The organism is Caballeronia udeis (genome assembly GCF_044909315.1).
In the GTDB taxonomy this organism is placed as follows: Bacteria; Pseudomonadota; Gammaproteobacteria; order Burkholderiales; family Burkholderiaceae; genus Caballeronia; species Caballeronia udeis_A.
Window position 1 is genome coordinate 87,708 of sequence record NZ_JBIYEB010000028.1, and the last position, 23,392, is coordinate 111,099.

General features: G+C 60.7%; 19 protein-coding genes. 12 read left to right on the forward strand and 7 right to left on the reverse strand.

The window, feature by feature from the left end:
- The first annotated feature begins 291 nt into the window (after window positions 1-291).
- A complete protein-coding gene (gene icd / locus ABH944_RS33905) occupies window positions 292-1,545 on the forward strand; it encodes an NADP-dependent isocitrate dehydrogenase (RefSeq protein ID WP_062081096.1) in 1,254 nt (417 codons plus the stop codon).
- A 561-nt stretch (window positions 1,546-2,106) separates the two neighbouring features.
- On the opposite strand, the gene ABH944_RS33910 is transcribed toward icd, so the two are convergent.
- Window positions 2,107-2,313 carry a cold-shock protein gene (locus ABH944_RS33910; RefSeq protein ID WP_035497884.1) on the reverse strand — a complete coding sequence of 69 codons (207 nt, stop codon included), beginning with the start codon at window positions 2,311-2,313 and terminating at the stop codon, window positions 2,107-2,109.
- A 637-nt stretch (window positions 2,314-2,950) separates the two neighbouring features.
- On the opposite strand from ABH944_RS33910, the gene clpS reads away from it, so the two are divergent.
- The 6 genes from clpS to ABH944_RS33940 all read left to right on the forward strand — a co-directional run bounded on the left by clpS (window position 2,951) and on the right by ABH944_RS33940 (window position 10,313).
- Window positions 2,951-3,265, forward strand: coding sequence for an ATP-dependent Clp protease adapter ClpS (gene clpS / locus ABH944_RS33915; RefSeq protein WP_031359828.1), 315 nt, complete (start codon window positions 2,951-2,953; stop codon window positions 3,263-3,265).
- Complete coding sequence (gene clpA / locus ABH944_RS33920; RefSeq protein ID WP_062081092.1) at window positions 3,262-5,562, forward strand: ATP-dependent Clp protease ATP-binding subunit ClpA; 2,301 nt, start codon at window positions 3,262-3,264, stop codon at window positions 5,560-5,562. The genes clpS and clpA overlap by 4 nt, the downstream gene beginning before the upstream one ends.
- Before the next feature lie 219 nt (window positions 5,563-5,781).
- The gene (locus tag ABH944_RS33925; RefSeq protein ID WP_404611908.1) at window positions 5,782-7,077 is read left to right on the forward strand and encodes an amino acid permease; all 1,296 of its coding nucleotides are present in this window, start codon (window positions 5,782-5,784) and stop codon (window positions 7,075-7,077) included.
- 82 nt (window positions 7,078-7,159) lie between these two features.
- Window positions 7,160-7,966 (forward strand): DeoR/GlpR family DNA-binding transcription regulator, encoded by an 807-nt coding sequence (locus ABH944_RS33930; protein ID WP_404611848.1) that lies wholly within the window; start codon window positions 7,160-7,162, stop codon window positions 7,964-7,966.
- A gap of 87 nt (window positions 7,967-8,053) precedes the next feature.
- On the forward strand, window positions 8,054-9,025 hold the full coding sequence (locus tag ABH944_RS33935) for a tagatose kinase (RefSeq protein ID WP_404611849.1): 972 nt from the start codon (window positions 8,054-8,056) through the stop codon (window positions 9,023-9,025).
- A gap of 4 nt (window positions 9,026-9,029) precedes the next feature.
- Window positions 9,030-10,313, forward strand: a complete 1,284-nt coding sequence (locus ABH944_RS33940) for a D-tagatose-bisphosphate aldolase, class II, non-catalytic subunit (RefSeq protein ID WP_404611852.1) — start codon at window positions 9,030-9,032, stop codon at window positions 10,311-10,313.
- A gap of 21 nt (window positions 10,314-10,334) precedes the next feature.
- Here ABH944_RS33940 and dut read toward each other — a convergent pair whose 3' ends face one another.
- From dut to ABH944_RS33970, 6 genes are all read right to left on the reverse strand, one after another.
- Window positions 10,335-10,781: a dUTP diphosphatase gene (gene dut, locus ABH944_RS33945; RefSeq protein WP_404611854.1), complete on the reverse strand. Its 447-nt coding sequence runs from the start codon at window positions 10,779-10,781 to the stop codon at window positions 10,335-10,337.
- Window positions 10,778-11,791, reverse strand: coding sequence for an LLM class flavin-dependent oxidoreductase (locus ABH944_RS33950; protein WP_404611856.1), 1,014 nt, complete (start codon window positions 11,789-11,791; stop codon window positions 10,778-10,780). The genes dut and ABH944_RS33950 overlap by 4 nt, the downstream gene beginning before the upstream one ends.
- A 15-nt stretch (window positions 11,792-11,806) precedes the next feature.
- A complete protein-coding gene (gene coaBC / locus ABH944_RS33955; RefSeq protein WP_404611858.1) occupies window positions 11,807-13,024 on the reverse strand; it encodes a bifunctional phosphopantothenoylcysteine decarboxylase/phosphopantothenate--cysteine ligase CoaBC in 1,218 nt (405 codons plus the stop codon).
- Window positions 13,025-13,070: 46 nt separating this feature from the next.
- Window positions 13,071-13,577, reverse strand: coding sequence for a signal peptidase II (lspA, locus tag ABH944_RS33960; protein ID WP_097261317.1), 507 nt, complete (start codon window positions 13,575-13,577; stop codon window positions 13,071-13,073).
- Entirely contained in the window at window positions 13,577-16,411 is a 2,835-nt protein-coding gene (ileS, locus tag ABH944_RS33965; RefSeq protein WP_404611861.1) for an isoleucine--tRNA ligase, read from the reverse strand. Before ileS ends, lspA begins: the two co-directional genes overlap by 1 nt.
- A 164-nt stretch (window positions 16,412-16,575) precedes the next feature.
- Complete coding sequence (locus ABH944_RS33970; RefSeq protein ID WP_404611863.1) at window positions 16,576-17,565, reverse strand: bifunctional riboflavin kinase/FAD synthetase; 990 nt, start codon at window positions 17,563-17,565, stop codon at window positions 16,576-16,578.
- A 189-nt stretch (window positions 17,566-17,754) separates the two neighbouring features.
- Here ABH944_RS33970 and purN point away from each other — a divergent pair, with 189 nt between their 5' ends.
- From purN to nadC, 5 genes are all read left to right on the forward strand, one after another.
- Window positions 17,755-18,405, forward strand: coding sequence for a phosphoribosylglycinamide formyltransferase (gene purN, locus ABH944_RS33975; protein WP_404611865.1), 651 nt, complete (start codon window positions 17,755-17,757; stop codon window positions 18,403-18,405).
- Complete coding sequence (locus tag ABH944_RS33980; RefSeq protein ID WP_404611867.1) at window positions 18,402-19,703, forward strand: RsmB/NOP family class I SAM-dependent RNA methyltransferase; 1,302 nt, start codon at window positions 18,402-18,404, stop codon at window positions 19,701-19,703. Before purN ends, ABH944_RS33980 begins: the two co-directional genes overlap by 4 nt.
- A 280-nt stretch (window positions 19,704-19,983) precedes the next feature.
- The gene (locus tag ABH944_RS33985) at window positions 19,984-21,180 is read left to right on the forward strand and encodes a DesA family fatty acid desaturase (protein WP_097261326.1); all 1,197 of its coding nucleotides are present in this window, start codon (window positions 19,984-19,986) and stop codon (window positions 21,178-21,180) included.
- Between the two features lie 150 nt (window positions 21,181-21,330).
- The gene (nadA, locus tag ABH944_RS33990) at window positions 21,331-22,461 is read left to right on the forward strand and encodes a quinolinate synthase NadA (RefSeq protein WP_404611910.1); all 1,131 of its coding nucleotides are present in this window, start codon (window positions 21,331-21,333) and stop codon (window positions 22,459-22,461) included.
- Window positions 22,461-23,345: a carboxylating nicotinate-nucleotide diphosphorylase gene (gene nadC / locus ABH944_RS33995; RefSeq protein ID WP_404611870.1), complete on the forward strand. Its 885-nt coding sequence runs from the start codon at window positions 22,461-22,463 to the stop codon at window positions 23,343-23,345. Before nadA ends, nadC begins: the two co-directional genes overlap by 1 nt.
- The last annotated feature ends 47 nt before the right edge of the window (window positions 23,346-23,392 follow it).

Genomic DNA, 23,392 nt, shown 5'->3' on the forward strand with positions numbered 1-23,392 from the left:
TATATAAGACATAAGACATGAATCCGGCGAGTGCTGATCGCAGCCACGGCGCCAGCAGGCCATGTCCGGACCGCGCCCACAGGCATCGCTTTGCTGCAATGCAACGAAACGGGGCCCGGGCAGGGTCTCCACCCGGTGGGCTAGAATAGCCGTCTGGTTGCCTTGGGCGCCGCGCCGGTATTGGCACTGGCGGCCCCGGCCACCGTTCGCTCGTCCGCCTTTTCGCCGAATTTCCGAACGCATTCTGCGCATTTCTGTAGTTAGCTAGCCCAGCCATCTTTGGAGTCGACCATGCCGTATCAGCACATCAAGGTTCCGACGGGCGGTGACAAGATCACCGTTAATGCGGATTACTCGCTCAACGTTTCCGACCAGCCGATCATCCCTTTTATCGAAGGTGACGGGACAGGTGTGGACATCACGCCGGTGATGATCAAGGTCGTCGACGCAGCGGTGGAAAAAGCCTACGCAGGCAAGAAGAAGATCCACTGGATGGAAATCTTCGCGGGCGAGAAGGCCACCAAGGTCTATGGCCCGGACGTGTGGCTGCCGGATGAAACGCTGGACGTGCTGAAGGAATATGTCGTTTCTATCAAAGGACCGCTCACCACGCCGGTTGGCGGCGGCATCCGTTCGCTGAACGTCGCGCTGCGCCAGCAACTCGACCTCTACGTCTGCCTGCGCCCGGTGCAGTATTTCAAGGGCGTGCCTTCACCGGTGCGCGAGCCGGAAAAGGTCAACATGGTTATCTTCCGCGAGAACTCGGAAGACATCTACGCCGGCATCGAATGGGCGGCCGAGTCGGAAGAGGCGAAGAAGGTCATCAAGTTCCTGCGCGAAGAAATGGGCGTGACGAAGATCCGTTTTCCGGACACGTCGGGTATCGGTATCAAGCCGGTGTCGCGTGAAGGCACGGAGCGCCTGGTTCGCAAGGCGATCCAGTACGCCATCGACCACAATCGCAATACCGTCACGCTCGTGCACAAGGGCAACATCATGAAATACACGGAAGGTGCGTTCCGTGATTTCGGCTATGCGCTGGCGCAGAAGGAGTTCGGGGCGGAACTCATCGACGGCGGCCCGTGGATGAAGATCAAGAGCCCGAAGGGCGGCGACATTGTGCTGAAGGACGTTATCGCAGATGCGTTCCTCCAGCAGATCCTGCTGCGCCCGGCTGAGTACGACGTGATCGCGACGCTGAACCTGAACGGCGACTATGTGTCGGACGCACTCGCGGCTCAGGTTGGCGGTATTGGCATTGCGCCGGGCGCGAACATGTCGGATTCGGTGGCCATGTTCGAAGCCACGCACGGCACCGCGCCGAAATATGCGGGCAAGGACTACGTGAATCCGGGTTCGGAAATCCTGTCGGCGGAAATGATGCTGCGCCACCTCGGCTGGACTGAGGCGGCCGACGTCATCATCAAGGCGATGGAAGCGTCGATTCTGAAAAAGCGCGTGACGTATGACTTCGCGCGTTTGATGGAAGGCGCGACGCAGGTTTCGTGCTCGGGTTTCGGGCAGGTGCTGATCGAAAACATGTAAGTTCGTATCACGCAATATCAGGAAGGCTTTGGAACCCCGGTTGAGTTTGACTTGCCGGGGTTTTTTCTGTGCGTCCTGCTGAAGCAGTTGCCGAGCCGCGCCGGTTCGGTCAAGTCGGACGCGAAGGCCGCGTCGTCCCGGGTGGCCGCCCGCGCAAGGTTCGACCGGAACACGAGCACGTGTAACCGGTCCTCTCGGGGCCACCTTCAATTGTTTTCTGCTTTTGATTTTAGGCAGACGGCATTGGGAGAATTGACGCCTCACCAACAAATGACGCATTCGATCCGCGCAAACGCCGGCAATCACCCACCCTTCAGCCCAGCCCGCTTTCAGCAGACATTTTCTTTCGATAAGTAAGCCGCACTCCTCGGCAGGGTCGCCGATGTGTTTCCCGCGCGGCGCTAAACAGCTTCAGCCGCGCATCAATGAAAAACGGCCCGAGCGCGGTGCGTTCGGACCGTTGAATCCCGCCGTTCCATTCAACCGTCGGATAACCAAAACACTTATCTGAACAGTTTTACGGCACGCGGCCGGGTTCGAGGACAGTGAGCTATCGAACGGTCAGGCAGATTCCTGGATGTTCGATGCCTGTTTGCCCTTAGGTCCCTGGACAATCTCGAAGCTGACCTTCTGGCCTTCCTTGAGTGTCTTGAAACCATTCATCTGTATCGCCGAGAAATGTGCAAACAGATCCTCGCCGCCTTCATCGGGCGTGATGAATCCGTAGCCTTTCGCGTCGTTGAACCATTTGACCGTACCAGTTGACATCACTTCCCCTCTTACTCTCGTCGCTACCACGAGCACGCTCGAAAAGCTTGGCGACCCACAATGTGAAACCGCCCCCTCCTCACAAGCTCACCGCGGCCTTTCTTCACCTGAACCACGTCGGAAAAAAGTGCCAAATTGATTGTTTAATCTCTTAAATCAAGTGTCAAGAAAATTTTGAGATGGTGCTGAAGGCGTTGTAAAGAACTCATTTCAAGGGTTTTTCCCGCTTTGCGCGTATCCCGCCGCACAAGCACTCCATCTTGAAAAGTCGCATAATCGACGCACATGAGCAGTACAGGCAACAGGCGGCTGTCACCCATAGCCGCAGAGGGTTGCAGGAGTAAGTCGCACGAGTGATTCGAACAACCGGGTTAGTCAGCTAGAGAATCAGCCGCAGCGGCAGAGCGCCCGGTTTGGCGCCCAAGGCCGGCCGCGTCCGCATCGAGAATTCGTTTTTTTGAGAGCTGTGCGATACTGGATTCAACGATGTTTCAAGAGGGCTGGCCTGTGTCACAAAGGCTGGCGGAATTCAGCAAGCGACAGGTTGCGCGAAGCGTGCGGCGGCCCCGTTCGGTTCTCACGGCGAACGGAGTTTTGGCGAGATGGCGAGCCTGTCCGAGTTGTTTAGAATGGGCGTATGGCGATCAATCCCAACAAGCAGGATGGCACCGTACTGGAGCGGCAGGAGCAAAAGCTGAAACAGCCGTCCATGTACAAAGTGGTGCTGCTGAATGACGACTTCACGCCGATGGAATTCGTCGTGTTCGTCGTGCAGGAACATTTCAATAAAGATCGTGAGACTGCGACGCAAATCATGCTGAAGGTTCATCGCGAAGGCAGGGGAGTTTGTGGGGTCTATACGCGGGACATCGCGTCGACCAAAGTTGAGCAAGTCGTTAGCCACGCGAGGCAAGCGGGTCATCCGCTGCAGTGTGTGATGGAGGAAGCATGATTGCCCAGGAACTGGAAGTCAGTCTGCACATGGCGTTTATGGAAGCACGTCAGGCGCGGCACGAGTTCATTACGGTCGAGCATCTTTTACTGGCCTTGTTGGACAACCCGACCGCGGCTGAAGTGTTGCGCGCATGCGCAGCAAACATTGAAGATTTGCGGCAAAACCTGCGCAATTTCATTCACGACAACACCCCGACCGTGCCCGGCACGGACGACGTCGATACCCAGCCGACGCTTGGTTTTCAGCGCGTGATTCAGCGCGCGATCATGCACGTGCAATCGACATCGAACGGAAAGAAGGAAGTGACTGGCGCGAACGTGCTTGTCGCTATCTTCGGTGAAAAGGATTCACATGCCGTCTACTACCTGCAACAGCAGGGAGTGACCCGCCTGGACGTGGTCAATTTCATCTCGCATGGCATCGCGAAGACGAATACGGGCGACGCCGCGAAGGCCAGCAGCGACGCGAATCCCGAAGCGGAAGACGCGGCTGCGCAAAAGGAAACGCCGCTTGCGCAGTTCACGCAGAACCTGAACCAGCTCGCGAAGGACGGCAAGATCGATCCGCTGATTGGCCGCGAACTGGAAGTCGAGCGTGTGGTGCAGGTGCTGTGCCGTCGCAGAAAGAATAATCCGCTGCTGGTTGGTGAGGCCGGCGTTGGTAAAACCGCTATCGCGGAAGGGCTCGCTTGGCGCATTACGCGCGGCGAAGTGCCGGATATCCTTGCGGACGCCCAGGTGTATTCGCTGGATATGGGCGCATTGCTGGCCGGTACTAAATACCGTGGCGATTTCGAGCAACGCCTCAAGACGGTGCTGAAGGAGTTGAAGGAACGCCCGCACGCGGTGTTGTTCATCGACGAAATTCACACGCTGATTGGCGCGGGCGCAGCGTCCGGCGGCACGCTGGATGCATCGAATCTGCTGAAGCCGGCGCTGTCGTCGGGTCAGTTGAAGTGCATCGGTGCGACCACGTTCACGGAATATCGCGGGATCTTTGAAAAAGACGCAGCGTTGTCGCGTCGTTTCCAGAAGGTCGACGTTGCCGAGCCGACCGTTGAGCAGACCATCGCGATCCTGCGCGGTCTCAAGTCGCGTTTCGAAGAACACCACGGCGTGAAGTATTCGTCGGGTGCGCTGTCCGCGGCGGCTGAGTTGTCGGCGCGCTTTATCACGGATCGGCATCTGCCCGACAAGGCTATCGACGTGATCGACGAAGCGGGCGCGGCGCAACGCATCCTGCCGAAGTCGAAGCAGAAGAAGACCATTGGCAAGAACGAGATCGAAGAGATCATCTCGAAGATCGCGCGCGTGCCGGCGCAAAGCGTGTCCGTGGACGATCGCAGCAAGCTGCAGACGCTCGATCGCGACCTGAAGAGCGTCGTGTTTGGTCAGGATCAGGCTATTGATGCACTTGCCGCCGCTATCAAGATGGCGCGGGCGGGTCTCGGCAAGACGGACAAGCCAATTGGCGCGTTCCTGTTCTCGGGCCCGACGGGTGTCGGCAAGACGGAAGTGGCCAAGCAACTGGCGTTCACGCTGGGTATCGAATTGCTGCGCTTCGACATGTCCGAGTACATGGAGCGTCACGCGGTCAGCCGGCTGATTGGGGCGCCGCCGGGATATGTTGGATTCGATCAAGGCGGTTTGCTGACAGAAGCCGTCACGAAGAAGCCGCATTGCGTGCTGTTGCTCGACGAAATCGAAAAAGCGCATCCGGATATCTACAACGTGCTGCTGCAGGTGATGGACCACGGCACGCTGACCGACAACAACGGCCGCAAGGCGGATTTCCGCAACGTCATCATTATCATGACGACGAATGCGGGCGCCGAAGCCATGCAGAAGTCGGTGATTGGTTTCACGAATCGTCGGGAAACCGGCGACGAAATGGCCGATATCAAGCGGATGTTCACGCCTGAGTTCCGCAATCGTCTGGACCAGATCATCAGCTTCCGCTCGCTGGACGAAGAAATCATCATGCGGGTGGTCGACAAGTTCCTGATGCAACTGGAAGATCAGTTGCATGAGAAGAAGGTCGACGCGGTCTTCACCGACAGCTTGCGCGCACATCTGGCAAAGCACGGTTTCGACCCGCTCATGGGCGCACGTCCCATGCAGCGCCTGATCCAGGACACGATCCGTCGTGCTCTGGCGGACGAACTGCTGTTCGGCAAGCTGATGTCGGGCGGTCGCGTGACGGTGGACGTGGACGAGAACGACAAGGTGGCGCTCACGTTCGATGAAAGTCCGGTGCCGCGCAATCCGAATCCGGAAGCGGTCGAGGTCGAGTGACAGGGTAGTAGCAACGACTGAAGTCAGGTGACACACGCTTGAGGTGTGTCATCATCGGCGAGGCGGCGCGGGGAAGTTTCCCGCGCCGCCTCGCTTTTTTGCGTCCGCGTTCGGTGCGGATAATGACTTCAAGAGGTTGATTTGAGCTTTAAATGTGGGTCGTTCGAGGCCATCGTCGAACGGGAAAAGGGGCTGCACCGGAGTTTGACCGCCGGACAGATGTCGATGATCGCTATCGGCGGGGCGATTGGAACGGGGCTTTTTTTAGGTAGCGGTTTTGCAATCGGTTTCGCCGGACCGAGCGTGCTCGTGAGTTATGCGATCGGCGCGCTGATCGCGTTGTTGCTGATGGGCGCGCTGGCGGAAATGACCGTCGCGCATCCGACCTCCGGGTCGTTCGGTGCGTACGCGGAGTTTTACATCGGGCCGCTGGCGGGATTCCTCGTCCGCTACGCGTACTGGTCGGCCGTCGTATTCGCGGTCGGTACCGAGGTCAGCGCAGTCGCGGTGTTCATGAAGTACTGGTTCGCGAACGTGCCGGGCTGGTATTGGATCGTTGGTTTTTCCGCCGCGCTGATTGGCGTGAATGCCGCGAGCGTCAAGGTGTATGGCGTGATCGAATACGCGTTTTCGATGCTGAAAATCGTGGCGATCGTTGCGTTTATCCTGCTTGGCGCGGCGTTCGTGTATGGCGCGCCGGTGTCGTCCGGTGTCGGGCTGAACAACTTCACGGCGCACGGCGGGTTCTTTCCCCACGGCGTGAAGGGCATGTGGTTCGCGGTCATTGTTTCCATCTTCAGTTACCTGAACATCGAGACGATCGCAGTCGCGGCCGGCGAAGCGCGTGACCCGCAACGTGCCGTGGCGCGAGCGTTTCGCTCGACCGTGTTCCGGCTGGTGCTCTTCTATCTGCTCACGCTGGCGTTGATGCTCGCAATCGTCCCCTGGACGCAGGCCAGCACCGACGAAAGTCCGTTCGTCAAGGTAATGGCCGCGACGCATGTGCCGTTTGCTGCGGGCGTGATCAACTTCGTGGTGCTGGTCGCGGCGCTTTCCGCGATGAACAGCCAGCTCTACATCACCACGCGCATGATGTTCAGCCTGTCGCGGGCCGGCTACGCGCCGGCGCGCTTCGGACGCCTGAGCGCGAATGGCGTGCCCACCGCCGCGCTGTCCTTGTCGAGCGGCGGCATTGCCTTGGCCACGATCCTCACCGCGTTCTGGCCGGAGATGGCGTTCGGCTTGATGATGTCGATCGCCATCTTCGGTGCGATGTTCGCGTGGCTGATGATCTTCGTCACGCACCTCTTTTTCCGCGCTCGCTATGACGGACCGGCGCCGTCTTTCCGGATGGTGCTGCATCCGTTTGGAAGCCTGGTTGGGGCGGGTTTGATGGCGGCAATCATGATCACCACCGCCTTCACGAACGAATTCCGCATGACGCTGGTCTACGGTCTCGCATTCATGATCGTCCTCGTCTCCGCGTACGCGCTCTGGTATAGAAAGCGCGGGTAAACACCGACCAGAAACTCCTTTGCGTGTCTTTCGCTTCGAAACTAAAATCTTTCGAAACGAAAGTGCAAAGGTGGTACTGCCTGTGTTGGCCAACAAGAACTCGCTTCATCGGCGTTTGCGTATTGTCGAACTTGTCCGCAAGCGCGGGGAGGTGTCGGTCGACGAACTCGCTACGGCGTTCGACGTCTCCAGCGTCACGATCCGCTCGGACCTGAACTACCTGGAGCAGCAGCGCTACCTGATCCGGGCGTTTGGCAAGGCGCGGTACCTCGCCCAGCGGCCCGGCGAGAACCCGCTGGCGGGAGAGCCTTCGGGCGCGATGCGGCAGGCTGCGGACATGGCGATTGCGCGGATGGCCGCGGATTTCATCGATGACCATGCGTCGGCCTTCATTGGCGCGGGCCTGATCACGCATAAGCTGCTGCCGCTGCTTGCCGACCGCGCGAACCTCGCGCTGACGCTCAACGACTTGTCGATGGTGCCCACCGTCCAGCGTTTCATGCGCTGCGAATTGCGTCTCACGGGTGGTTCGCTGGACGATAATTCCACCGTGCTGCTTGGACCGGACGCCGAGCGTTCACTCTCCGCGCTCTCGTTGGACCTGGCAGTGCTGGAGGCCGGCGGGATCGATCGTGAAGGCAATTTGCTGTGCGCCGATCCGCGTCTGGCAGGCGTATACAAAGCCGCATTGAAGAACGCAAAGCGCAGCGTGGTCGTGGCCTACCAGCCCGCGTTGCAAGGCGATGGCGAGGCCTTCTGCCACGTCAGTCGCCTGGGCGGACTGGTGCTCGATGACGCCATTGACCCGCCGACACTCGACCTGATTCTGAAGGCCGGGCTGGACGTGCATCGGCGGGAAGAAGGGATTCTTGAGTTTCGGAGTCAGTGATCTTCATTTCGGTTTTCTATCAACTCATCGTGAAAGGCATCGTGATCCTGGTCGCGGTGTGTATCGATGTTCAAACGAAGAAACGTCATGCCTAATCCAAACGCTGTTACCTCCAGGCCCGGCACCATCGTCGCGATGGGCGAGATCCTGGTCGAGATCATGGCCACGCGCGTAGGCCAGAGCTTTCGCGAACCCGGCACGCTCATTGGCCCGTTTGCGAGTGGCGCGCCGGCCATTTTCATCGATCAGGTGGCCAAGCTCGGCAGCCCCTGCGCGATGATCGGTTGCGTGGGCGATGACGATTTTGGCGTGCTCAACGTCGAGCGCTTGCGTCGCGACGGCGTGGATGTGTCGGGCATTGCGGTGCTGAAAGACGCGACCACGGGCAGCGCGTTCGTCACGTATCGCGAGGATGGTGACCGTGACTTCATCTACAACATTACGAACAGTGCGTCGGCGCAATTGTCGGTGGCGAACCTGCGTGAAGACTTGCTCGCGAAGTGCGGCAACTTCCATGTGATGGGGTCGTCGCTGTTCTCGTTCAGGATCATCGAAGCGATGAAGCAGGCCATTGAAACGGTGAAGACGCACGGCGGCACGGTGAGCTTCGATCCGAACATCCGCAAGGAAATGCTGCGGATTCCGGAGATGCGCGACGCGCTCGACTTTATCCTCGACTACACCGATGTCTTCCTGCCAAGCGGTCACGAAGTGACTTTGCTCGCCAGCGCGAAGTCGGAGCGTGGAGCAATTGACGAACTGCTGAAGCGCGGTGTGAAGGAAGTGATCGTGAAGCGTGGCGCGCAAGGTTGCAGTTACTTCGATGCCAACGGCGAGACGCATCGGCCCGCCTTCAAGGTTCAGGAGCTCGATCCCACTGGCGCGGGCGATTGCTTCGGCGCAACGTATATCAGTTGCCGTGCGCAGGGCAAGGACGTGGAGACGGCGTTGAAATATGCCTGCGCAAGCGGCGCGCGCGCGGTCGGCGTGAAAGGCCCGATGGAAGGCACGGCAACGTTCGCCGAGCTCGATACGTTCCTGCAATCAGCCACGGAGTGACGCCATGAACTCTATCGTCTCGCGTTTGAGCAATGCACACCCGGCGTCTGCATGGCTTGCCGGGATCTATTCGATCTGCTCCGCGCACCCCTGGGTGCTGGAAGCGGCCATGCGGCAGGCGCTGGAAGACCAGACGCCATTGTTGATCGAATCGACGTCGAATCAAGTCGATCAGTACGGCGGTTATACCGGCATGAAGCCCGCTGATTTTGTGGACTTCGTGCGAGGGATTGCTGAACGCGTCGGTTTCCCGCACGAGCATCTGATTCTCGGCGGCGACCACCTCGGGCCAAACGCGTGGCGCCATCTTCCCGCTGATGAAGCCATGCAACGTGCGGACGCGTTGATCGACGCATATGCATCGGCGGGATTCACGAAGATTCACCTCGATACCAGCATGTCATGCGCCGATGATCCCGAGCGTTTGTCGGATGCGGTGGTTGCTGCGAGAGCTGCGCGCTTGTGCGCGGTGGCGGAGGCCGCGGTGAAGCGTGCGGGTCTCGGCGTGAGTCCTGTGTACGTGATCGGCACCGAAGTACCCGTGCCGGGCGGGGCGGCGGAAGAGCTGGATATCGTCGAGCCGACATCGCGTGAAGCGGCGATTGAAACGGCTTTGGTCCACAGACAAGCGTGGCAGGAACATGGCGTACAGGACACGTGGTCGCGTGTGATTGCGCTTGTTGTGCAACCCGGCGTGGAGTTCGATCACACGAAGGTGATCGACTATGCGCCGGCACGCGCCGAGTCGTTGAAGAGCGCACTGGATGACCTGCATGGCATGGTCTTCGAAGCGCATTCCACCGATTACCAGACGCCCGAAGCGCTAAGCGCTTTAGTCCACGATGGCTTTCGCATTCTCAAGGTTGGTCCGGGCGTGACGTTCGCATTGCGCGAGGCGTTGTACGCTTTGGCGGATATCGAAACGCAATTGGCCGGTGCACATACACGATCGAACCTGCGCGATGTAGTCGAACGCGTGATGCTGAGCAAACCCGGCTACTGGGAGAAGTATTATCACGGCGATGCAGAACAGCAACGCGTGTTACGCACCTACAGCTATAGCGACCGCGTGCGTTATTACTGGGCCGATCCGGAGATTGGCGCGGCGGCGCAAACGCTGCTGGACAACCTGAGCGCCTTGAAGATTCCGGAGAACCTGCTCAGCCAGTACTTGCCCGAGCAGTACTGGGCGGTGCGGCGCGGACAGTTGAAAAACGAGCCGCTCGCGCTGGTGCAGGATCGCGTGCGGCAGGTTATTCGAACGTACGCGGCGGCGTGCCGCGCATAAGGCTTTTAGCGGCCCAAACGCTCAGTGCTTGCCCGTGCTGCCGAAACCACCGGCGCCGCGCTCGCTCTGGGCGAAGTCATCGACAATATTGAACGTTGCCTGCACCACCGGCACGATCACCATTTGCGCGAGGCGTTCAAGCGGGTTCAGCGTGAACGCGGTCGCGCCGCGATTCCACGTCGAGATCATCAACTGGCCCTGGTAATCCGAGTCGATCAACCCGACCAGATTCCCCAGCACCACGCCATGCTTATGGCCCAAGCCTGAGCGCGGAAGAATCACCGCTGCATAACCCGGATCTTCGATATGAATCGCCAGGCCCGTGGGCACCAGCACGGTCTGGCCGGGTTCGAGCGTAATCGCTTCGTCCAGGCACGCACGCAGGTCGAGTCCGGCGCTGCCGGGCGTGGCGTAGGCGGGCAGATAGTCGCGCATGCGCGCATCGAGGATCTTGATGTCGAGTTTCATGGGGTCTGTTTGTTGAGTTCGAATGCTTCGGCCAGCAGTTCATACGAGCGCATGCGCGCCGGGTAACTTCCCGCAACGGTCAGCACGATCAGTTCGTCGGCGTCGAAACGTTGCTGGAGTTCATGTAATTGTTCGGTCACGCGTTCCGGCGTGCCAATGATGCTGCGGCTTTTTTCCCGGGCAATAACGCTCAGTTCGCGTTCGCCGAATGCTTGCCCGGCGCCTTGCGCAATCGATGGAATCGGCATGTTCAGCCCGTACGCCATCTGCACGCGACGCAAGTCGACCGCGCGTTCCAGCGCGGCGGCTTCCGCTTCGGTATCGGCACAAATCACGAACACGGCGGCTGCCAGATAGGGCGTCGATCCATTGCGCGACACAAACCGCTCGCGATACGCCTCCGCCACCCGATGCCCGTACTGCGCGTTGATGAAATGCGCGAACGCGAAACGAATCCCGAGCTGCGCGGCGAGCAGGCCGCCGAAGTCGCTGGAACCGAGCATCCACAACTCGGGTCGCGTGGCAATTTCCGGTTGCAGCAACACGCCATGCGCGAGGTGATCCTCGGGGAGCGTGCCGTCGAACAGGCCGACAAGTTCACCCACCTGCTGCGGGAAAATATCGCCGCGATTGTAGTCGCCTGCCGCCACCGCTTGCGCGGTACGCATGTCGCCGCCGGGTGCACGCCCAACGCCCAGATCCACGCGATTCGGAAACAGCGCTTCGAGCATCAGGAACTGTTCCGCAACCTTGAACGAGCTGTAGTAGGGCAGCATGACGCCGCCCGAGCCGATCCGGATTCGCTGCGTCATGCTGCCGATTCGCGCGAGCATGACTTCAGGGCATGGATTCGATACCCCGCGCAAACCGTGATGCTCGGCGCACCAGTAACGCGTGTAGCCGAGGTCATCGGCAAGCCGCGCGAGATCCAGCGTGGCCGCGATTGCGTCGGCGGTGCTGTGACCGTGAATGACCGGTGTTTGATCGAGTACGGAGAGTTTCGTCGTCATGGTCCGGACAATGGGCTAAGACAGCAAGGAGCCGCCACGCGGCGCCCGTTTTGCAATCTCGGCAATCAGCAACTTCGCGAGCAGCTTTTTATCGGCACGTGGCAGGCGCGTGATGCCGGAAGCTTCGAACAGCACGACTTCGTTGTCGTCGAGACCGAAGGTCAGTGGTCCGAGATTGCCGATCAGCAGCGGCACATTCTTGCGTGCGCGCTTCTCCTCGCCATGCACTTCGAGATCGCCGCTTTCCGCCGCGAAACCAACGCAATACGGCGGGTTCGGCAGACGTGCGACGGTCGCGAGGATGTCCGGGTTTTCGACGAACGTGAAGGTGGGCATCGGCTGATTGGCGGTCTTCTTGATCTTGTGTTCGCTCAGGTGATCGACGCGCCAATCCGCGACTGCCGCCACCGCGATAAAGATGTCCGAGTCCGGTGTGGCGTGCAGCACCGCGTCGTGCATTTGCTGCGCGGTCTGCACGTCTTGGCGAACCACCCCCCACGGCGTATCCAGCGCAACCGGGCCGGCTATGAGATGCACGTCGGCACCGGCCTGCGCCGCCGCGCACGCGAGCGCGAAGCCCATCTTGCCGGACGAGCGGTTGGTAATGCCGCGTACCGGATCGAGCGGTTCGAAGGTCGGACCGGCCGTAATCAACACGCGATGCCCTTGCAGGATCTTCGGCTGGAAGAACGCGCAGATGGCTTCGTAGGTTGCGGAAGGTTCCAGCATCCGGCCGTCGCCCACTTCACCGCACGCTTGCGCGCCGGAGTCGGGGCCCAGCACTTGCACGCCATCGGCACGCAGTTGCGCGACGTTGCGTTGCGTTGCCGGGTTCTGCCACATCTGGCGGTTCATTGCGGGGACGACGAGCAGCGGACAATCGCGCGCCACGCATAGCGTGGAAAGCAGGTCGTCGCAATTGCCATGCGCGAGCTTGGCGATGAAGTCGGTGGAAGCGGGCGCGATCACGATTGCATCGGCTTCACGCGACAAATCGATATGCGCCATGTTGTTCGCAATCCGCGCGTCCCATTGCGACGTGTATACGGGACGGCCGGACAACGCCTGCATGGTGACAGGCGTGATGAATTGCGTGGCGGCGTCGGTCATCACGATCTGCACGGTCGCGCCGGCTTTCACCAGCAGACGCGTGAGTTCGGCGATCTTGTAGCACGCGATACCGCCCGACAGCCCAAGTACGAGATGCTTTCCTGCGAGTTCTGCGTTGTCCAAACCTGGCCTCCGTACTCATGACGGCTTACATGCCGAATAACGCCGCCTACTTTGCTCCGCGCACGCGCCGCAACTCATCGAAAACGAGCAGTACCGCGCCGATGGTGATCGCGCTGTCGGCGAGGTTGAACGCCGGCCAGTGCCACGTGTTGACGTGGAAGTCCAAAAAGTCGATCACATGGCCGTACACAATCCGGTCGATCACGTTGCCGATGGCACCGCCCATGATCAGCGCGAGCGCCGTGCAGAACAGCCGTTGCGTGCCGTGGCGTTTCAGCAGGTAGCAGATCACGATAGCCGCGACCACGCCAAGCGCTGTGAAGCCCCAACGCTGCCAGCCGCCGGCGCTGGCGAGAAAGCTGAACGCCGCGCCACGGTTGTAGATCAGGAACAGGTTGAAGAACGGTGTGAGCGCGTGCGGTTCGCCATAAGTGAACACGCGGCTGACGGCGATCTTCGACAACTGGTCGAAGAGAATCACGATCAGCGCCACGCCCAGCCACGGCGCGAGTGAACCGCTGCTTTGAGTTTGTTTCGACATCGTTCTTGCCATTATGCTGCGCTCCGCGTTTCGCCGTTGCCGAAGAGATTGGTGATGCAGCGGCCGCACAATCCAGGATGTTCCGCCGATGCCCCCACGTCGTCGCGATAGTGCCAGCAGCGCTCGCATTTCAGGTACGTCGATGCAAGCACGTCGACGCCTTCTTCCGCTTCGCTCGCCACCTTCACCACCCGCGCCGCCGATGTGATCAGCACGAACCGGAGGTCATCGCCGAGACTGGTCAGCGCGTCATACCGCGCGCCGCTCGCCCGTACATCCACTTCGGCCTGCAGTGACGAACCGATCAGATTGGCTGTCCGCGCTTCTTCCAGCGCCTTCGTGACGTCGCTGCGCGCCGAGCGGATCAGCGTCCACTTGTCGAGCAGTTCGCCGGCCTCGGGCACTGGCGGATAGGTGTGATACACCTCGGTGAAAATGGTGTCGCGGCCAGGTTGCAGCACCTTGTACGCCTCTTCCGCCGTGAAGGACAGATACGGTGCGATCAGCCGCAGCAAACCATGCGCGATGTGATGCAGCACCGTCTGCGCGGCGCGCCGCTCGTGCGAATCGGGCTTCATGGTGTAGAGCCGATCCTTCAGCACGTCCAGATAGAAACCGCCGAGGTCTTCCGAGCAGAACGTAGCGAGCTTCGATACAACCGGGTGGAACTCGAATTTCTCGTAGTGCGCGAGCACGTCGTCTTGCAGGTTCTGCGCGAGGGCGACGGCGTATTTATCCATCTCGAGCCAGTCTTCCACCGGACGCGCATGCTGCCCGAAGTCGAAATCGGAGAGGTTGGACAGCAGGAAGCGCAACGTATTGCGAATCCGCCGATACGTCTCCGTCACGCGCTTCAGGATCTCTTCGGAGATCGCGAGTTCGCCCGAATAATCCGTCGATGCAATCCACAGGCGGATGATTTCCGCGCCCAGCCGGTTCGACACTTCATGCGGATCGACGCCGTTACCCAGCGACTTCGACATCTTGCGGCCTTCGCCATCAACCGTGAAGCCGTGCGTGAGCAGCGCGTTGTACGGCGGGCGGCCATCGAGCATGGAGGCGGTGAGCAGCGACGAATGGAACCATCCGCGATGCTGGTCCGAGCCTTCCAGATACAGGTCCGCCGGGAATTGCAGCGAATCCTTGTGCGAGCCGCGCAGCACGTGCCAATGCGTCGTGCCGGAATCGAACCACACGTCGAGCGTGTCGCGATTCTTCTCGTACATGTTGGCTTCGTTGCCCAGCAGTTCTGCCGGATCGAGCGTCTGCCAGGCTTCAATGCCGCTCACTTCCACGCGCTTGGCCACTTCCTCGAGCAATTCCAGCGTACGCGGATGCAGTTCGCCGGTTTCCTTGTGGACGAAGAACGCCATGGGCACGCCCCACTGGCGTTGCCGTGACAGCGTCCAGTCCGGCCGGTTCGCGATCATGCTGTACAGGCGCTGCTTGCCCCACGACGGGAAGAACGCGGTGTTCTCGATCCCTTCCAGCGCGGTTTCGCGCAGCGTGCGCGAGGTATCGTTGGGCTTCACGTCCATGCCGGCAAACCACTGCGATGTCGCGCGGTAGATGATCGGCGTCTTGTGGCGCCAGCAGTGCATGTAGCTGTGCTTGTAGTGCTCGGTTTTCAGCAGGGACTTGGCGCCGCGCAGCGCTTCCACGATCTGGTCGTTCGCTTCCCAGATCGAGAGTCCGCCGAACAACGGCAGCGACTCGATATAACGCCCATCGCCCATGACCGGATTGATGATGTCCGAGTCCGTCATGCCATGCGCCTTGCACGACAAGAAGTCTTCCACGCCATACGCCGGCGATGAATGCACGATCCCCGTGCCGCTTTCAGTCGTCACGTAATCACCCAGATACACGGGCGCGGTGCGTTTATAGCCGGGGTGGGCCGCGCTCAACGGATGATGAAAGCGCAGGCCGCTCAACTTCGCGCCCGTCGTGGTCGCGACGGTCGAACCCGTCAGCTTGTACTGCTTCAGGCATTCTTCAACGCGATCTTCGGCCAGGATCAGCAGGCCTTTTTCCGTATCGACGAGGCTATAGACAATCTCCGGATGCACATTGAGCGCCTGGTTCGCGGGAATGGTCCACGGGGTCGTCGTCCAGATCACGATGCCGCCTTCCTGCTTCGGCAGGGCGTTCAAGCCGAACGCCTGCGCGGTCTTTTCCGGTTCGGCGAACGCGAACAGCACGTCGATGGTCGGATCAACCTTGTCCTGATACTCGACTTCGGCTTCGGCCAGCGCCGAACCGCAGTCGAAACACCAGTTCACCGGCTTCAGCCCGCGATACACATAACCCTTCTCGAGGATCTTTCCCAACGCGCGGATTTCGCCTGCTTCGTTGACGAAATTCATCGTCTTGTACGGATTGTCCCAGTCGCCGAGCACACCGAGGCGCCGGAAGCCGAGCTTCTGCTTTTCGATCTGCGCGCTCGCGTAGGTGCGCGCTTTTTCCATCACTTCGCGTGCCGGCAGCGACTTGCCGAACTGCTTCTCGATCTGGATTTCGATGGGCATGCCGTGGCAATCCCAGCCGGGGACATAGACCGCGTCGAAGCCCGCCAGATTGCGCGCTTTCACGATCATGTCCTTCAGGATCTTGTTCACCGCGTGGCCGAGGTGGATGTCGCCATTCGCATACGGAGGGCCGTCGTGCAGGATGAACTTCTTGCGGCCCTTGGCTGCGGCGCGGATTTTTTCGTAGATCTTGTTGTCCTGCCATTCCTTCACCCATTGCGGCTCGCGCTTGGGCAAGTCACCCCGCATGGGAAACGGCGTATCCAGCAGATTGACCGGATATTTCGACTGGGGCTTGGCTTCTTTCTTGTTGCTCATGGATGACTCGATATTTGTTCGGTGAAGCGGCGGTGAGACGGCGGTTCCAAGCGGGCAAGCTCGGGAACGGGCTCGAAGGTGCGTGTCTGGCGAGGCAGCGGGCAGCGCGTCGGGAGCTTGATTGGAAACCTTATCGGAATCTTCAGGCACCCGGCGCCACGCGCTCACCTAATTCGGTCGGTGGCCGAGGTGGCGAAACCGCTGTCGCGGCCACTTGAGTTCACGTCCGCAGCGAAATAGGCGCGGGCGTTGGTCACGTCGCGCGCTATGGCCGCCGTTAATGTTTCGAGGTCCACGAACTTTTCCTCGTCGCGCAGCTTTTTCAGGAATTCGATACGCACGAGCTTGCCGTACGCGTCGCCATGCCAGTCGAGCACGAAGGTTTCAAGCAGCACGCGGCCGGAATCGTCCACGGTCGGACGCAGTCCGAGGCTCGCCACGCCCGGCAGCGGCGCAGGTCCGAGCCCATGCACACGCACGACGAAGATGCCCGCGAGCGCCGGCCGCTTGTGGGCGATCGGTATGTTGAGCGTGGGAAAACCCAGATCGCGACCCAGTTTTTGCCCGTGGACGACGTGGCCGCTGATGACATAGGGGCGACCGAGTGCGAGACGGGCGGCGTCGAGATCGCCCGCTACCAGCGACGCCCGCACGCCCGAACTCGAAATGCGTGCGCCGTTCAGGTCCGCGACCGTTGCCATTTGCTCGACTTCGAAGCCGTGCTTGCGTCCGGCTTCTTGCAGCGATTCGAAATCCCCGGCACGTTTTGCGCCGTAGCGGAAGTCGTCGCCAATCATCACCCAGCGCGCGTGCAGGCCGTTCACGATCACGTTTTCGACGAACGTATCGGGCGGCTGGCTGGCGAAGGTGCGATTGAAATGTTCGACCACGACGCGATCCACCCCGTTCGTGCGCAGCGCTTCAAGCTTGTCGCGCAGCATGGCGATGCGTGGCGGCGCGCCGGCGGGATTGAAGAATTCGCGGGGATGCGGCTCGAAGGTCATCACGCAGACCGGCAGCCCGCGGGCGTCCGCGGCGGCGCGCACGTGGGCGAGCAGCGCCTGATGGCCACGGTGGACACCGTCGAAATTGCCGATGGTCAGCGCACAGGGCGCGCGGCTTTCGGCATTGGGTAGGCCGCGAAAGACTCTCACGATATCGGTTGGGTCGGCGGTTGGCGGTTAAATGGGCGAATGCGGTAACGCAGGGCTGAAGCCGCGCGAGGCTGGCAAAGCCGCAAAGCGTTCGATTATAAACGTTCACGGCACAGGACGGAGGCCGGGCCCACTGCGCGCCCGGCCGATTCGCCGGGTTTTGATGGCATCGAATGATAAAATCCACGGATGAAAAAAATCGTCATCCTGATTTCCGGGCGGGGAACCAATATGGAAGCGGTCGTGCGGGCTTGCGCGCGCGAAGGCTGGCAGGCGGCGGTGGCCGCTGTCATATCGAATCGCCCGGACGCCGCCGGGCTTGCTTTCGCGGCGGCAAACGGCATTCCGGCAGCTGTCATAGATCACCGTGATTTCACCACTCGCGAAGCCTTCGATCAGGCGCTTGCAGGCATTATCGACGGCTTCGAGCCGGACCTCGTCATGCTTGCGGGCTTCATGCGCGTACTGACCGACGCTTTCGTCGAACACTACGCGGGCCGCATGATCAATATTCATCCGTCGCTGCTGCCGTGCTTTCCGGGGCTCAAGACCCACCAGCAAGCGCTCGACGCGGGCGTGCGCGTGCACGGCGCCAGCGTCCATTTTGTCACGCCGACGCTGGATCATGGTCCCATTGTCGCGCAGGCGGCGGTGCCAATCATGGCTGGCGACGACGCCGCAGCGCTCGCTTCGCGGGTGCTGGCGGTCGAACACATTATTTACCCACGCGCGGTGCGCTGGTTCGTCGAAGGGCGTCTTGCCATCGACGGCGAGCGTGTCGTGCTCACGCCACCGGAGCCGCAATGGCTCTTTGCCGACATTGCCGGGGAGGGCGTATGAGGCTTCATGGATTTTTGATAGGACAGACAGAGACGTTGCTGGCCGACGTTTTACGCTTCAGCGGTCCCGCCGACGCTGCCACCAGCCGCTTTTTCCGCGCGCATCCGAAGCTTGGTCACAACGAGCGCGGTGTGATTGCCGAAGCGGTGTTCGCCGTCCTGCGCCGCAAGATGGAGTTTTCCCATCTCGCCGAAAGCGGCAGCGGCAACCTCGCACGGCGTCTCGCCTTGCTGGGCCTGATGCAGACGGCGGGGTTATCGGCGGTCAAGCCGTTCATTTCCGCCGATGAATACCAGTGGCTCAACCAGGTGTCGAAGATCGATCCGGCCAGCTTGCCGGTGCGTGTGCGGACCAATTTGCCGCAGTGGATCTACGACGCCATGACCAAGCGCTTCGATACCGAAGAGCTCGCCTTGCTGGCCGCCGCGCTGAATTACCCGGCGCCGCTCGACCTGCGCGCGAACCCGATCAAGGCCACGCGCGATGTGGTCATCAAGACGCTGACGGAAGCCGGAATCGATGCGGGCGAAATGCCGTTTGCACCGTTTGGCGTGCGCGTGGACGGCAAGCCGGCGTTGACGCGCCTGCAGCCGTTCCAGGACGGCTGGATTGAGGTGCAGGACGAAGGCAGCCAGCTCTTGTGTTCGCTGGTCGCGCCCCGGCGCGGCGAGATGATCGTCGATTTCTGCGCGGGCGCGGGCGGCAAGACGCTGGCGCTCGGCGCAATGATGCGCTCCTCGGGCCGCCTCTACGCCTTCGACGTGTCGGACCGCCGGCTCGCCAAACTCAAGCCGCGCCTGGCTCGCAGTGGTTTGTCGAATGTGAATCCGGTGCTGATCGACAGCGAGCATGACGCCAAGATCAAGCGCCTGGCCGGCAAGATCGACCGTGTTCTCGTCGACGCTCCCTGTTCCGGCCTCGGCACGCTGCGCCGCAATCCGGACCTGAAATGGCGCCAGTCACCGGAATCGGTGGCGGAACTGACGCCGAAGCAGTTGTCCATCCTGACCAGCGCGGCGCGGCTGGTGAAAGTGGGCGGCCGTCTCGTCTACGCAACATGCAGCATGCTGGAAGCGGAAAACGAGGGTGTGGTCACTCAGTTCCTGGCTACGCATCCGGGGTTCAAGCTGGTTCCGGCGCGCGAGGTGCTGGCTGAACAACGCATTGACCTCGACACGGGCGACTATCTGCAACTCTGGCCGCACAAGCACGGCACCGACGGTTTCTTCGCCGCCGTACTTGAACGGCTGCCGGTTGCCGCGAAGGAAGCCGTGGTTGAGGACGCAGTTGAGGAATAAGTAAATTACGCTCGCTTTGGTCGGCGGAACCGCGTTCAATCTCCGGCCAAAGCTTTCAAAAGCGGGAAATTCGTGTTTACCGCACTAAACAAAGTCCCGATTTAGCGGTCAAATTTCCTGCTGGCCCTGCGCGAAATCAAAATTTTCCCTAATCGACACAAAGACTTGGAACGCATGAAGTAAAATGCCGTCGAACCACGTGCATGTTCCTTTCATGTGCCCAACAGCCGTCGATCCTGTTTTCGTTCGGCTATTTTTTCCGCCTTTCAGGTAAATTGCCTTGCTGAATTCATCGCTTGAATTTCTCGCCAACGGATTGCTCGACCTCTCGTGGTGGCAGATTTTGCTGTTCACTCTCGTGATGACGCACATCACGATCATCGGCGTGACCGTCTATCTGCATCGTTGCCAGGCGCATCGTGCGCTGGAACTGCATCCGGTCGTCAGCCACTTTTTCCGTTTCTGGCTCTGGATGACCACGGGCATGCTGACCGGCCAATGGGCCGCGATTCACCGTAAGCATCACGCCAAGTGCGAGACCGAAGAAGATCCGCACAGCCCGCAAACGCGCGGCATCTGGAAAGTCCTGCTCGAAGGCGCCGAACTCTACCGTTCGGAAGCCAAGAACGAGGAAACCATGCGCAAGTTCAGTCACGGCACGCCGAACGACTGGATGGAACGCAACGTGTACACGCGCTACCCCATTCTCGGCATCAGCATCATGATGGTGATCGACGTTGCGCTGTTCGGCCTTGTCGGGCTGTCGGTGTGGGCCGTGCAAATGATCTGGATCCCGTTCTGGGCAGCCGGTGTGGTCAACGGACTGGCTCACTGGTGGGGTTACCGGAACTTTAATTCCGCTGACGCCAGCACGAACATTTTCCCGCTCGGTATCCTGATCGGCGGTGAAGAGCTGCACAACAATCACCACACGTATGCCACGTCGGCGAAGCTGTCGAACAAGTGGTATGAATTCGATATTGGCTGGATGTATATCCGCATCATGTCGGCGTTCAAGCTGGCCAAGGTCAAGAAGATTGCACCTACGCCGCGTCTGTCGGCATCCAAGCCGGTCCTGGATCACGACACGTTGCAAGCCGTGCTGTCGAACCGCTATGAAGTGATGGCGCGTTACGGCAAGACGCTCAAGCGCGCGTACCGGCAGGAACTGTCGAAGCTGAAAGAAGGTGGTTCCGCGGACAAGTATCAACTGATGCGCGGTGCCCGCAAGTGGGCGCATAAGGAAGAGGCGGGTCTGGACGAGCCGCAACGCCAGCAGTTGCCGGCGCTTTTCTCGGACAACCACAAGCTGCGCACGTATATTGAATTGCGTCAGGACTTGTCGGCCATGTGGGACCGCTCCAACGCGTCGCGCGAACAACTGCTCGCGCAACTGCAGGACTGGTGTCATCGGGCGGAGCAAAGCGGCATCAAGGCGCTGCAGGACTTCGCGTTACGCCTGCGACGCTACGCCTGACAGTAGTCAGGCCGCCGACCTTCGTCATCGATATCCGTTAAAATTTGATGACGTCACAAGACCCCGCTCTGGCGGGGTTTTTTCGTTTAGGACGCAGTCATGCCACGGCGTGATCACGACGTATTCACGAGCAATGGAGACGAGGAAGCGATGGACCAGGCGATTAAAAGCGTCGAGTACGACCGGCCGCAGGGACTGACGTGCGGTATCGGCCAGGCGTGGGCGAAGGTGCCCGGCACCCTTTCGCGTGAGGAAAAGCGCGAGTTGAAGGAACGCATCCGCGCGTTGCTCGTGCGCGAGAAGGCGGTGTTGGTTGCGCACTATTATGTCGATGCCGAGTTGCAGGAACTCGCCGACGAGACGGGCGGTTGCGTGGCGGATTCACTTGAAATGGCGCGTTTCGGGCGCGATCATGCGGCGCAGACGCTGATTGTGGCCGGCGTGCGTTTCATGGGCGAGACCGCGAAAATCCTCAGCCCCGAAAAGCGCGTGCTGATGCCCGATCTCGATGCGACCTGTTCGCTTGACCTGGGTTGTCCCGCCGACGAGTTTTCCGCTTTCTGTGACGCTCATCCCGACCGGACTGTCGTGGTGTACGCAAACACCAGCGCTGCTGTGAAAGCGCGGGCGGACTGGATGGTGACATCGTCGATCGGGTTGGAGATTGTTGCGGACCTGCACGCGCGCGGCGAAAAGATCCTCTGGGCGCCTGACCGGCATCTGGGCGGCTACATCCAGAAGAAAACCGGCGCCGACATGCTGTCGTGGCAAGGCTCGTGTCTTGTCCACGATGAGTTCAAGGGCATCGAACTCGATCTGCTGCGCGCCGAGTATCCCGACGCGAAGATCCTCGTTCATCCGGAGTCGCCGGAAGCGGTGGTCGCGCTTGCCGACGTGGTCGGCTCCACGACGCAATTGATCGATGCCGCGGTGCGGCTCGAGGCGAAGCGGTTTATTGTCGCGACGGATCTCGGGATCCTGCACAAGATGCGGCTTGCCGCGCCGGACAAGGAGTTCATTGAAGCGCCGACGGCCGGTAACAGCGCAACCTGCAAGAGCTGCGCGCATTGCCCGTGGATGGCGATGAACGGGCTGGCGAACCTGGCGGCCGTGCTTGAGCGCGGCCACAACGAGATTTTCGTCGATACCCGGATCGCGGCGCGTGCACGGTTGCCGATCGACCGCATGCTCGACTTCGCTGCCCGTCACAAGAAGCGCGTCCAGGCGAGCGGGGACCTCGCGAAGGACGTTTCGTTATTTTCAAACGTAGGAGCGGCGTGATGGTGGCAAGTCAGTTGGTTTCTCCCTTACTCGAAGAAATCCGGGTCTTGTATGGCGAGGCATTCGATCAGGCGCTTCAGCGCAACGTCGCTGACGCGCTGGCCGAAGATATCGGCGACGGCGACCGGACCGGGCTGCTCGTGCCTGCCAACGCGCAGCGGACGGCGCGCGTGACGGTTCGCGAAGAGGCGGTGTTGTGCGGCGTTCCATGGTTCGAGGCGGTGATGCGCCGGGTGGATGAATCGATTCGCGTGGAATGGCTGTATCGCGAAGGGGCGCGGATGATCGCCAATACGCCCGTGGTTTTGCTGCGTGGGCCTGCGCGCGCGCTGCTGACCGCGGAGCGCAACGGGCTGAATTTCTTGCAGATGTTGTCGGGGGTGGCGACCGCTACGCGCCGTTATGTGGATGCCATTGAAGGGACTCGGGCGCGGATTCTCGATACACGCAAGACCTTGCCGGGTTTGCGTCTCGCGCAGAAGTACGCGGTGCGGGTGGGCGGCGGCGCGAACCAGCGGCTGGCGCTTTACGACGGCATCCTGATCAAGGAAAACCATATTGCCGCGGCGGGTGGTGTGGGCGCGGCCATGGACGCGGCGCTTGCATTGAATGTCGGCGCGCCGATTCAGATTGAAGTGGAGACGCTCGAACAGCTTGAAACGGCGCTGGCTCATCGGGCGGAATCGATCCTGCTCGATAATTTTGCCTTCGATGCCATGCGCGACGCGGTGCGGCTGACTGCCGGCCGAGCGGTGCTGGAAGTGTCCGGCGGCGTGAACTTCGATACCGTCAGGACGATTGCCGAGACGGGTGTGGACCGGATTTCCATCGGTGCACTGACGAAGGACGTGCGGGCCACGGATTATTCAATGCGGCTCGAGTAGGGAAGCAGGGAGCTCACGCCCGGTTGCTGCTTTCAGGCTTGATGGTT